Annotated in this window: 11 protein-coding genes and 1 pseudogene; 4 read left to right on the forward strand and 8 right to left on the reverse strand. The window is 67.9% G+C overall.

Annotation, left to right across the window (positions count from 1 at the left end):
• Window positions 1-237: 237 nt before the first annotated feature.
• Both WI697_RS27100 and xth read left to right on the forward strand, forming a co-directional pair.
• Window positions 238-627 carry a HesB/IscA family protein gene (locus WI697_RS27100; protein WP_197465252.1) on the forward strand — a complete coding sequence of 130 codons (390 nt, stop codon included), beginning with the start codon at window positions 238-240 and terminating at the stop codon, window positions 625-627.
• Between the two features lie 15 nt (window positions 628-642).
• On the forward strand, window positions 643-1,476 hold the full coding sequence (gene xth / locus WI697_RS27105) for an exodeoxyribonuclease III (RefSeq protein ID WP_345960650.1): 834 nt from the start codon (window positions 643-645) through the stop codon (window positions 1,474-1,476).
• 26 nt (window positions 1,477-1,502) lie between these two features.
• On the opposite strand, the gene ilvD is transcribed toward xth, so the two are convergent.
• From ilvD to ftsH, 3 genes are all read right to left on the reverse strand, one after another.
• Entirely contained in the window at window positions 1,503-3,176 is a 1,674-nt protein-coding gene (gene ilvD / locus WI697_RS27110) for a dihydroxy-acid dehydratase (protein WP_345960651.1), read from the reverse strand.
• A 112-nt stretch (window positions 3,177-3,288) separates the two neighbouring features.
• Window positions 3,289-4,272: a zinc-dependent alcohol dehydrogenase family protein gene (locus WI697_RS27115; RefSeq protein WP_345960652.1), complete on the reverse strand. Its 984-nt coding sequence runs from the start codon at window positions 4,270-4,272 to the stop codon at window positions 3,289-3,291.
• A gap of 84 nt (window positions 4,273-4,356) precedes the next feature.
• Window positions 4,357-6,171, reverse strand: coding sequence for an ATP-dependent zinc metalloprotease FtsH (gene ftsH / locus WI697_RS27120; RefSeq protein WP_345960653.1), 1,815 nt, complete (start codon window positions 6,169-6,171; stop codon window positions 4,357-4,359).
• Window positions 6,172-6,335: 164 nt separating this feature from the next.
• Here ftsH and WI697_RS27125 point away from each other — a divergent pair, with 164 nt between their 5' ends.
• Window positions 6,336-7,604, forward strand: a complete 1,269-nt coding sequence (locus tag WI697_RS27125) for a DUF763 domain-containing protein (protein WP_345960654.1) — start codon at window positions 6,336-6,338, stop codon at window positions 7,602-7,604.
• A 135-nt stretch (window positions 7,605-7,739) separates the two neighbouring features.
• Window positions 7,740-8,447: a glutathione S-transferase N-terminal domain-containing protein gene (locus tag WI697_RS27130; RefSeq protein ID WP_345960655.1), complete on the forward strand. Its 708-nt coding sequence runs from the start codon at window positions 7,740-7,742 to the stop codon at window positions 8,445-8,447.
• Between the two features lie 83 nt (window positions 8,448-8,530).
• On the opposite strand, the gene WI697_RS27135 is transcribed toward WI697_RS27130, so the two are convergent.
• From WI697_RS27135 to WI697_RS27155, 5 genes and pseudogenes are all read right to left on the reverse strand, one after another.
• On the reverse strand, window positions 8,531-8,737 hold the full coding sequence (locus tag WI697_RS27135) for a helix-turn-helix domain-containing protein (RefSeq protein ID WP_014745016.1): 207 nt from the start codon (window positions 8,735-8,737) through the stop codon (window positions 8,531-8,533).
• Window positions 8,737-9,309, reverse strand: coding sequence for a DUF2975 domain-containing protein (locus WI697_RS27140; protein WP_345960656.1), 573 nt, complete (start codon window positions 9,307-9,309; stop codon window positions 8,737-8,739). The genes WI697_RS27135 and WI697_RS27140 overlap by 1 nt, the downstream gene beginning before the upstream one ends.
• Before the next feature lie 107 nt (window positions 9,310-9,416).
• Window positions 9,417-10,331, reverse strand: a complete 915-nt coding sequence (locus WI697_RS27145) for an alcohol dehydrogenase catalytic domain-containing protein (RefSeq protein ID WP_345960657.1) — start codon at window positions 10,329-10,331, stop codon at window positions 9,417-9,419.
• Window positions 10,328-10,795 carry an ester cyclase gene (locus tag WI697_RS27150; protein WP_345960658.1) on the reverse strand — a complete coding sequence of 156 codons (468 nt, stop codon included), beginning with the start codon at window positions 10,793-10,795 and terminating at the stop codon, window positions 10,328-10,330. Before WI697_RS27150 ends, WI697_RS27145 begins: the two co-directional genes overlap by 4 nt.
• Before the next feature lie 23 nt (window positions 10,796-10,818).
• Window positions 10,819-10,979 (reverse strand): annotated as a pseudogene (locus WI697_RS27155) (ISAs1 family transposase); the annotation flags it as partial.

Raw genomic sequence — 10,979 nt, forward strand, 5'->3', positions numbered from 1 at the left:
GGGTCGGGCACTTGGCGCAGGATGGTGATCAGAGATGGCATCGGTTCCTCCTTGGAACCGAATAAAGAATCCATCTTTGACCATTCCGCTACCCGGGATTTTCAAATGCGATTCCCCTGGGCAACCGCCCGAGGGCAGGCCGTCGTTGACCTTGGGGCCGCACTTGCCTACATCTTGGATCCAAATAACGGGTGAGAAACCCGCGATCCGGTATCGACCTGCGAGGAGGTCCAGCAGATGGCCGCTTCCGACGCCGCCCTCACCTCGGGCAACGGCTCCGCCGGCACGCCCGGCCTGCCGCCGCTGACGCTGAGCGCCCGCGCCGCCCGCCACATCAACCGTATCGCCGAGAAGGAAGGCGTGACCGTCCGGCTGCGCATCGCCGTCTCGGGCGGTGGCTGCTCGGGCTTCCAGTACGAATTCTCGATCGACAAGGACGGCGTGCAGCCGGAAGACGTGGTGATCGCCCGCGACGGCGCCGAAGCGCTGGTCGACGAGGCGTCGATCCCGTTCATCATCGGCTCGGAGCTGGATTTCGTCGAGGATCTGACCGGCTCGCGCTTTGCGGTCACCAATCCCAATGCCACGGCCTCCTGCGGCTGCGGCACCTCGTTCAGCGTGTTCTGAGGCAGCCCGGCCCCGATGATCATCGCCACCTGGAACGTCAATTCGCTCAAGGCCCGTCTTGGTCATGTGCTCGACTGGCTGGCCGAAGCGACGCCGGACATCGTGCTGCTTCAGGAACTGAAGCTCGAGACCGACAAGTTCCCCGCGGCGGAGATCGAGGCGGCCGGCTATCATTTCGCCGCCCACGGCCAGAAGACCTATAACGGCGTCGCGATCCTGGCCAGGGCACCGATCACCGACGTCACCCGCGGCCTGCCGGGCTTCGAGGACGAGCAGGCGCGCTGGATCGAGGGCACGGTGGCGATCGGCGACCAGGGCGTGCGGGTGGCCAGCGTCTATGTGCCGAACGGCCAGTCGGTGACGTCGGAGAAGTTCCCCTACAAGCTCGCCTTCCTCGACGCCTTCGTCAGCCATGCCCGGTCGATGCTGGGCGATGCCAGCCGCCCGGCGGTGATCGGCGGCGATTTCAACATCGCGCCCGAGGCCGGCGATCTCTACGACCCCAAGGGCTGGGCCGGCGACGTGCTGTTCCATCCGGAAGAACGTCGCCGCTTCCGCGCCGTGCTCCACCAGGGCTGGACCGATGCCTTCCGCGCGCTTCATGCCGAAGCCGGCCGCTACAGCTGGTGGGATTACCGCGCCGGCATGTGGCAGAAGGATCACGGCCTGCGCATCGACCATCTTCTGCTCTCGCCCGAAGCCTGCGACCGGCTGGAAGCCGCCGATATCGATCGTGCCCCGCGCGGCCGCGACAAGGCGTCCGACCATACCCCGGTCTGGGCCCGGCTCACCGATCAGGCGCGCATCAACGCCCCCTATGGCGCGCCGGAAGGCGAAGCCGCCGCCTGAAACGGCGGCTTCTCCCCGGGAAAGGCTCAGTCGGTCACAGCCCCCTCGCTCGCCGGACGGGCCAGCTTGGCGAACTTCGACAGCACGCCGCGGGTATAGCGCGGTGCAGGCGGCGTCCAGGCCGCCCGGCGGGTCTCCAGCTCGGCATCGCTCACATTCAGCTGAATCAACTGGCGATGGGCGTCGATGGTGATCTCGTCGCCCTCCTTGACCAGCGCGATGGTGCCGCCCTCGCTCGCCTCGGGCGTCACGTGGCCGACCACCATGCCCCAGGTCGCGCCCGAGAACCGGCCATCGGTGATCAGCCCGACGCTCTCACCCAGCCCGCGGCCGATGATCGCCGAGGTCGGCGCCAGCATCTCGGGCATGCCCGGGCCGCCCTTCGGGCCCAGATAGCGCAGCACCACCACATCGCCCGGGCGGATCCGGTCGCCCAGGATCGCCTCCATCGCCGAAGGCTCGTCGTCGAACACCCGCGCCGGCCCGGTGATCACCGGGTTCTTCAGCCCGCTGATCTTGGCGACGGCACCTTCGGTCGCCAGGTTGCCCTTCAGGATGGCGAGATGGCCCTCGTCATAGATCGGCCGGCTGATCGGGCGGATCACCTCCTGATCGGCCCGCGGCTCGTCGGGCACATGCTCCAGCTCCTCGGCCAGCGTCCGGCCGGTGATGGTCATGCAGTCGCCATGGATCAGCCCGGCATTCAGCAGGATCTTCAGAACCTGCGGCACGCCGCCGGCCTTGTGCAGATCCACCGCCATGAACCGGCCCGAGGGCTTCAGATCGCAGATTACCGGCACCTTGCGGCGCACCCGCTCGAAATCGTCCAGCGACCATTCCACACCGGCGGCATGGGCGATCGCCAGATAATGCAGCACACCATTGGTCGAACCGCCGGTCGCCATCATCAGCGCCACGGCATTCTCGATCGATTTGCGGGTGATGATGTCGCGCGGGCAGAGGTTCGCCTCCACCGCCTTCACCAGCACCTCGGCCGCCCGCGCAGCACCCGCCACGATCTCCTCGTCCGGATTGGCCATGGATGAGGAATAGAGCAGCGCCATGCCCAGCGCTTCGAAGGACGAACTCATGGTGTTGGCGGTATACATGCCGCCGCAGGATCCGGTCGACGGGCAGGCATTGCGCTCGACGCCCTCGAAATCCTCTTGTGACATCCGGCCGGCCATGAAGGCGCCGACCGCTTCAAAGGCCGAGACGATCGACAGGTCCTGGCCCTTCCAGCGTCCCGGCTTGATCGTCCCGCCATAGACATAGATGCCCGGCACATTGCAGCGGGCGAGCGCGATCATCCCGCCCGGCATATTCTTGTCGCAGCCGCCGACCACCAGCACCCCGTCCAGCCACTGGCCCTGGACGCAGGTCTCGATGCAGTCGGCAATGACCTCGCGCGAGATCAGCGAGTACTTCATGCCCTCGGTGCCCATCGCCATGCCGTCCGAGATGGTGGGCGTGCCGAAGACCTGCGGATTGGCCCCTGCCGTCCTGACGGCAACCGTCGCGGCATCCACCAGCCGCTGCAGGCCGGCGTTGCAGGGCGTGATCGTGGAATGGCCGTTGGCGATGCCGATCATCGGCTTGTCGAAATCGGCCGCCTGATAGCCCAGGGCATAATACATCGCCCGGTTGGGCGAGCGTGCCACGCCCTGGGTGATGTTGGCGGACCGCCGGTTGTTCGCCATCTCCTCGTCTCCTCCCGCTTTGTGCCGCGGCATTCGGGGCTGCGGCTTCGATCCGCCCATTGTCGATGGATCGGCGGCGGGAGGAAACAGCTTCCGACGCCACGTGGACCCGTCAGGGCACGAGCACGGCCGCCCCCTGAAACCGGCCATGGCGCAGATCGTCGAGCGCGCGGTTGGCATCGGCCAACGGGTAGATGGTCGTCGAGGTCTTCACACCGGCCCGCGGCGCCAGCTCCAGGAATTCATGACCATCGGCACGGGTGAGATTGGCGACCGACACCAGCCGGCGTTCGCCCCAGAGCAGGCGGTAGGGGAAGGACGGGATGTCGCTCATATGGATGCCGCCGCAGACCACGATGCCGCCCTTGCGCACCGCGGCCAGTGCCTTCGGCACCAGATGGCCGACCGGCGCGAACAGGATCGCCGCATCCAGCTCCGCCGGCGGCGTCTGATCCGAGCCGCCGGCCCAGACCGCGCCCAGCGCCCGGGCATGGGCCTGCGCCGCGCTGTCGCCCGGGCTGGTAAAGGCAAAGACCTCCCGCCCCTGCCAGCGGCAGACCTGGGCGATGATATGGGCGGCGGCGCCGAAGCCGTAGAGCCCGATCCGGTCCGCCTCCCCCGCCATTTTGAGCGAGCGCCAGCCGATCAGCCCGGCACACATCAGCGGCGCCGTCGCCACCGGGTCCAGATCATCGGCCAGCGGAAAGGCGAAACCGGCATCGGCCAGCATGTGGGTCGCGAAGCCGCCATCGCGGGTATAGCCGGTGAATTCGGGGAAATCGCACAGGTTCTCGGCCCGCATGCCGCAATAGCGGCAGGTGCCGCAGGCATGCCCCAGCCAGGGCACCCCCACCCGCCGCCCGGCAAGCGACGGGTCGACGCCGGCGCCCAGCGCCTCGACCACGCCCACCACTTCATGCCCCGGCACCACCGGCAGTTTCGGGTCCGGCAGGTCGCCGTCGACCACATGCAGATCGGTGCGGCAGACCGCGCAGGCCAGAACCCGGACCAGGATCTGGCCGGGGCCCGGTTCGGGATCAGGCCGCGTCTCCATGACCAGCGCCGTTCCCGGCCGCTGCAGAACCATCGCCTTCATCTCGCCATCTCCCGCGGTGCCGTCACCTCGGCAGGCACTTTCGCACAGGGGCCGGGAGGGGGATTTGACCCCGGTCAAATCCGGTCAGGCGGTGCCGGCGATCATCGCCTTCAAGGCGTCGCCGTCCAGGGTCTCCTCTTCCAGCAGCCGATGGGCGGCACGGTCGAGCAGCGCCCGGCGTTCGGTCAGCGCGGCCACCGTCCGCTCGAAGGCCTGATCGACGATCTGGCGGACCTCGGCATCGATCGCCGCCGCCGTCACATCCGAAAAATCACGCGGCCGCGGCATGCCGGTCAGATCCTCCGGGCTGAGGAAGGATCGCCGGTCACGCTCCAGCGCCACCTGGCCCAGCGTCTCCGACATGCCATAGCGGGTGACCATGGCGCGGGCGATGTCGGTCACCTTGGCGAGATCGTCGGCCGCACCCGTCGAAAGATGATGATAGACCACCCATTCCGCCGCCCGGCCACCCAGCAGAACCGCCATCTTGTTTTCAAGCTCAGTCCGGGTCATCAGGAAGCGGTCCTCGGTCGGCCGCTGGATGGTATAGCCGAGCGCGCCGATGCCGCGCGGAATGATCGAAACCTTATGGACCGGATCGACCCCGGGCAGCACGCTCGCCATGATCGCATGGCCCATTTCGTGATGGGCCACGATCTCGCGCTCACGCGGGTTCAGGAGCCGGTTGCGCTTCTCAAGCCCCGCGACGATCCGCTCCACCGCGTCGTTGAAATCCTCCATGGTCACCGCGTCGCGGCCATGGCGGGTGGCGAGCAGCGCCGCCTCGTTGACCAGATTGGCGAGGTCCGCCCCGGTGAAGCCCGGCGTCAGCGCCGCCACCCTGGTCGCATCCACATCCGGGGCCAGATCGACCTTCTTCATATGGACGTTCAGGATCTGGATCCGCCCGGGCTTGTCGGGGCGGTCGACCAGAACCTGACGGTCGAAGCGGCCGGCGCGCATCAGTGCCGGATCCAGAATTTCCGGCCGGTTGGTCGCCGCCAGCAGAACCAGCCCCGATGACGGGTCGAAGCCGTCGAGTTCGACCAGCAGCTGGTTGAGGGTCTGCTCCTTCTCGTCCTGCCCGCCCGACATCGGCCCGATCGCCCGGGCGCGACCAAGCGCATCAAGCTCGTCGATGAAGATGATCGCCGGCGCCTTCTCCCGCGCCTGGGCGAAGAGGTCCCGCACCCGTGCGGCGCCCACGCCCACGAACATCTCGACGAATTCGGAGCCCGAGATCGAATAGAACGGCACCCCCGCCTCACCCGCCACCGCCCGGGCGAGCAGGGTCTTGCCGGTGCCGGGAGGACCGACCAGCAGAACACCCTTGGGCATGCGCGCGCCCAGCCGGCCATAGCCCTTCGGATCCTTCAGGAAGGCGACGATCTCTTTCAGCTCGTCTTTCGCCTCGTCGACGCCGGCGACATCGTCGAAGGTGACGCCGGTGTCGCGTTCGACATAGACCTTCGCCTTGCTCTTACCGACCTGCATCATGCCGCCGCCGAGCCCCGCCCCCATCCGCCTCAGGATGAAGATCCAGACGCCGGCGAACAGGGCGACCGGCAGCACCCACGAGAGCAGATCACGGAAGAAAGTATTCTCCACCTGCCCCTTCACCACCACGCCCTTGTCCTGAAGCTGGCGGGCGAGGTCGGGCTCCACACGGGTGGTGACGAAGCGGGTCTGGCCGCCTTCCAGCGGCTCCTTCAGCGTGCCCTGAATGAAGCGGTCCGACACCGCGACCTCGGCGATCTTCCCCTCGGTCAGATAGGTTTCGAACCGGCTGTAGGGGATCTCGGCGACCTGCCGGGCGGTGGTGAAGACATACTGGAACACCAGCAACGCGAACAGGGCCGCGAACCAGTACCAGAGGTGAAACTGCGTCTTCTTCTCCATCACCCGTCACCTTACCTCGTGCGATCTGCAATGATGCTAGCACCATCTGCCGGGGTGGGGGTGGCCGGGATCGCATATCAGCGACACGCCCTCACCTGCTTGCCAGAGCGGGTTTCTGCCGGTTAGGATAGGGATGTTTCCCTTTCGTTCCGGAGCAGCCGCTGATGTCCAGACGCGCCGGCAGTGCCGACCTGCCGCTTCATGGCGGCCGGGTGCCCGCCTGGCTGGGCCAGCGGATGACGAAGCTCGGCACGGTGATCACGCAGGCGATCATCCTGCATTACGGCCGTGACGAGTTCCTCCGCCGCCTGGCCCATCCCTTCTGGTTTCAGTCCTTCGGCGCAGTGATGGGCATGGACTGGCATTCCTCGGGCATCACCACCTCGGTGCTGGGGGCGCTGAAGCGCGGGCTGACGCCGCTGTCGGCAGAGCTTGGCCTGCATGTCTGCGGCGGCCGCGGCCGCCATTCCCGTGCCACACCGGATGAACTTCTGGCCGTCGGCAACCGCACCAGCCTCGACGGCAGCGCCCTGGCCCGGACCAGCCGGATGATCGCCAAGGTCGACAGCGCCGCCGTGCAGGACGGGTTCGACCTCTATCTTCACGGCTTCATCGTCGCCGATGACGGGCGGTGGGTGGTGGTGCAGCAGGGCATGAACGACGGCACCCGCCTCGCCCGCCGCTATCACTGGCTGTCGGAAGACCTGAAGAGTTTCGTCGAAGCCCCCCATGCCGCGATCGACGGCCGCAATCAGGGCCGGATCGTCAACCTGACCGACCGCCGCGCCGCCGCCTCGCGCATCGGACAGCTGGATCTGCTCCGGGATCTGGGGCCTGACGGCATCGTCCGGGAAGCCGCGGCCCTCACGCCTGCCCCGCCCGCACCCGCCACGGCCCAGCCGGAGCTGCCGCATCTGGTGATGCCCGATCGTCACGAGGTCCGGCCGGGAGACGTGATCCTGCGCCGCCTGCATGGCGCGCTTGCCGCCGCCGCCGAGGCGGGCCCCCGGGATTTCGCCGAACTGCTGATGGTCCCGGGCGTCGGCGCCCGGACGGTGCACTCGCTGGCCATGGTCGCCGAGCTGGTCCACGGCGCGCCCTGCCGCTTCGACGACCCGGCCCGTTTCTCGCTCGCCCATGGCGGCAAGGACCGGCAGCCCTTTCCGGTGCCCGTGCTGGTCTATGACCGGACCATTCAGGTGATGAAATCGGCGGTCGCAGCCGCATCCCTCGGCAATGACGAAAAGCTCGACGCCATCCGTCGCCTGGACGCCCAGGCACGGCGGCTGGAGCAGACCGCCGGCGGCCCGTCGCTGGACGCCTTCATCGCCGGGGAACGCCGCCGCTCCCACGACTATGGCGGCCGGAGCGTTTTCGGCCATGAACCGCCGCCGGCGGAAAGGACATCCCGCACAGAACGGGCGGGCGGCTGAAGGAACGGTGCGTTTCCGCGGGGACGAACAGACAGTCTCTGCCGCTCCGACTAGGATGATCGCCCCTGCCTGTCCGTTCCGACCGCCTGTCCGTTCCGACCGCCTGTCCGTTCCGACCTATTGAAGGACGCCCCGATGGCCGATCTCTCCGCCTTCTCGATCACCCGCAGCTGGCCCGCCACCCATCCGGACCGGATCCAGCTCTATTCCCTGGCCACGCCCAATGGCGTGAAGGTGTCGATCATGCTGGAAGAGACCGGCCTGCCTTACGAGGCACATCTGATCGACATCATGAAGAACGAGACCTGGACGCCGGAATTCCTGTCGCTCAATCCGAACGGCAAGATCCCGGCGATCATCGATCCCGCCGGCCCCGACGGCCGGCCGGTCGGCCTGTTCGAATCCGGCGCCATCCTGCTCTATCTGGCGGAAAAGACCGGCCGCTTCCTGCCCGCCGATCCCGTCGCCCGGATCGAAACCATCCAGTGGGTGTTCTTCCAGATGGCGGCGGTCGGGCCGATGTTCGGCCAGCTCGGCTTCTTCCACAAATTCGCCGGCCGCGAGATCGAGGACAAGCGCCCGCTGGAGCGCTACCGCGCCGAAAGCGAGCGCCTGCTCGGCGTGCTCGAGTCCCGGCTCGACGGCCGCGACTGGATCATGGGCGACGACTACACCATCGCCGACATCTCGCTGCTGGGCTGGGTACGTAACCTGATCGGTTTCTACGGCGCGGGCGATCTGGTTCATTTCGAAAAGCTGGTCAATGTTCCGGCCTGGCTGGAGCGCGGCCTTGCCCGCCCGGCGGTGCAGCGGGGTCTCGACATCCCGAAGCGGCCGGCCTGACCGACCCATCATCCGGATACCGACCCTTCATCCGGATGGCGCAACGACAAGGGGGCCCGGTCGACCGGGCCCCCTTGTCGTCGTCAGGGTGCTTCATACTCCAGAAGATCCCCCGGCTGGCAGGCGAGCGCCTCGCAGATCTTCTCCAGCGTCTCGAAGCGGATGCCCTTCACATGGCCACGCTTCAACAGCGAGAGATTGGCCTCGGTGATGCCGATCTGCGCCGCCAGATCCCGGGAACTCATCTTGCGGCGGGCCAGCATTACATCCAGACGCACGACGATCGCCATCAGACGATCTGCGCATGGTCTTCCGCCATGCGTGCTGCCCGATGCATGATGTCGGCGATCAGATAGACCACGGCCCCCAGCACCAGGGTCAGCAGCGGCCCGCTGCTGATGCCGATTGCCAGCTGGCGCTGGCCGGGGGCGGCCAGAACGGTCGCCCCCAGCACCACCACCGTCGGTGCGATCAGCCCCGCAATCCCGCCGAGCGTCACCAGACCGGCGATCCGCCGAAGGGCGGCCACCGTCTCAAGGGTGAAGATGGCCCCCCGGCCGACCGCCAGAAAGCAGCGCCGCGCCACCAGCAGGGCCAGGCTGACCGGCAGCACCGGCGCCAGCATGCCGGTCAGAACGATGCCCACCTGCCACCAGACCAGCGCCGCAAGGTCGATCGTCTTCGACAGGCCCGGAAGATCCGGCACCTGTCCCGCCGCACAGCTCACGACCACACCAACCGGCAGGGCCACGGCAAAAACGGCGCAGAGATGCGCCAGGCGACGGCTGCGGCGGCAGAGGGCCCCGTCCTCCCGGCCCTTGCCATCGTCGTCGGGCGTCTGATTGGTGGCGGGCAGGCGCATGATCCTTCACCTCTCGGCTGTGCCATCCATCGATGCCCGCATTTTGCGGCAAGAATTTTCTGTTTTACAGAAAAATTTTGCCGCCAATTCCGATTCTGATCTGCCGGTCAGCCCTCCCGCACCATCACCTGACGGGCCGGAAGACGCCCAGCCGTCCAGGCGCTGAACACGGCCGCGGCGTCCCCGATCCCGAAACGGTTCGCAATCTCAGGGACCAGCACGCCGTCGGCCGCCAGTCCGGCGATCCGATCGAGCTGACCGCCGCCACCTGCCAGGGCTGCGAAACCGGCCTCGACGCCCGCAGGTACCGCCGCATCTTCGGGCAGCGGCTCGGCGATGGCCAGGAAGCGGGCACCGGGGCTGAGACGGGCCAGCACCTGCCGCTGACGCGGGCCGCCGACGGTGTCGATCACCACCCCGGCCCCGGCGATCGCGGCGGCGAGGTCGGCCCCCTCTGCCGCAAGCACCTGCACCCCAGGCACCGCGAGCCGGGCGGCATGACGGCCGCTGATCGTCACGGCACGCCCGTGGCGGGCGATCTGCACCAGCGCCGTGCCCACCGCACCACTGCCCAGGATCACCAGCGGACCGTCGGCGCCGGCCACCTCGTCCAGCGCCTGCAGCGCAATGGCTGCCGGTGTGACCAGGGACGCCGCGGTTGCGGCATCGATCCCCGCCGGGCGCCGCGCCACGAAGCCGGCCGGCAGGGTGATCGCGGGCCCGAAGGCGCCGCCGGCAACGGGATCACTGCGCCCGAAGACCTCGTCCCCCGGGGCAAAACCCGTCACGCCGGCGCCGACGGCCACCACCCGGCCGGCAAAATCCGTGCCCGGCACCCAGGGCAGCACGATCGGAAACCAGTCGGCCAGATGGCCCCGGGCGAGCTTGGCATCCAGCGGGTTCAACGCCGCCGCGTCTATGTCAATACGGAGCTCTCCCGGCCCCGGCTCCCGCGGCGGCAGCTCCGCAAGGCCAGGCTCGGGCGTGGCCCCCATGCGGGTGAGGATCAGGCTCCAGGTCATGCCGCCGCTCCTTCCATCAGAGGCCAGGCGCCGATCTGACGGAACAGGCCGAACAGATCTTCCATATGGTGGGTGACGGCGATGCGCTCGCCCTCGAAACGGTGGAATTCGTGTATCGCGAAGCTGATCCGCCGGCCGCCGGCGGGCACACCGAACAGCGGCCCCAGATGGGTGCCGGTCGCGGTCAGCCGCACGGCCGCCCGATCCGGACCGGCCAGCACGTCGTGGATCTCGACTGCAAGATCGGGAATGGCCTCTCTCAGCATGCGAAAGATCGGCTTGATGCCCCGGGGTCCGGGCACCTGCCCCGGCATCTGGGGAATGTCCTGCCAGTCGGGCGTCAGCGCCAGGTCGACGAGGTCGACCTCGTCGGTGCTCAAACCGCCATAAAAGTGCTCCAGCGCAAGCCGGCGCCCGGGGCTGAGGCCTGCGGCCTCGGTCGGGGGAATGCGGGCGATGTCCATAGGCGTCAGGCCTCCATCCAGGGCTATCGCATTTGCCCGATGACGGATCGGGCGAATGCGTCAGACCATCCGGATCGCTTTCGCTTGCGACGGATGGAGATGGATGGCCTGGCCGTTTTGAGGACGTTGAGGGCGAGTTTTCGGATGATGGCGAGGTTTTCCGGACCGTGGTCCTTGCGAGCGC

The organism is Tistrella mobilis (assembly GCF_039634785.1).
Classification (GTDB): Bacteria; Pseudomonadota; Alphaproteobacteria; order Tistrellales; family Tistrellaceae; genus Tistrella; species Tistrella mobilis.

Bases quoted from the DNA above. Each gene is read 5' to 3' on its own strand.
- ilvD (WP_345960651.1), bottom strand. From the start codon at position 3,176: ATGGCGAACAACCGGCGGTCCGCCAACATCACCCAGGGCGTGGCACGC.
- WI697_RS27100 (WP_197465252.1), top strand. From the start codon at position 238: ATGGCCGCTTCCGACGCCGCCCTCACCTCGGGCAACGGCTCCGCCGGC.
- ftsH (WP_345960653.1), bottom strand. From the start codon at position 6,171: ATGGAGAAGAAGACGCAGTTTCACCTCTGGTACTGGTTCGCGGCCCTG.
- WI697_RS27150 (WP_345960658.1), bottom strand. From the start codon at position 10,795: ATGGACATCGCCCGCATTCCCCCGACCGAGGCCGCAGGCCTCAGCCCC.
- WI697_RS27140 (WP_345960656.1), bottom strand. From the start codon at position 9,309: ATGCGCCTGCCCGCCACCAATCAGACGCCCGACGACGATGGCAAGGGC.
- WI697_RS27130 (WP_345960655.1), top strand. From the start codon at position 7,740: ATGGCCGATCTCTCCGCCTTCTCGATCACCCGCAGCTGGCCCGCCACC.
- WI697_RS27135 (WP_014745016.1), bottom strand. From the start codon at position 8,737: ATGGCGATCGTCGTGCGTCTGGATGTAATGCTGGCCCGCCGCAAGATG.
- WI697_RS27145 (WP_345960657.1), bottom strand. From the start codon at position 10,331: ATGACCTGGAGCCTGATCCTCACCCGCATGGGGGCCACGCCCGAGCCT.
- WI697_RS27125 (WP_345960654.1), top strand. From the start codon at position 6,336: ATGTCCAGACGCGCCGGCAGTGCCGACCTGCCGCTTCATGGCGGCCGG.
- WI697_RS27115 (WP_345960652.1), bottom strand. From the start codon at position 4,272: ATGAAGGCGATGGTTCTGCAGCGGCCGGGAACGGCGCTGGTCATGGAG.
- xth (WP_345960650.1), top strand. From the start codon at position 643: ATGATCATCGCCACCTGGAACGTCAATTCGCTCAAGGCCCGTCTTGGT.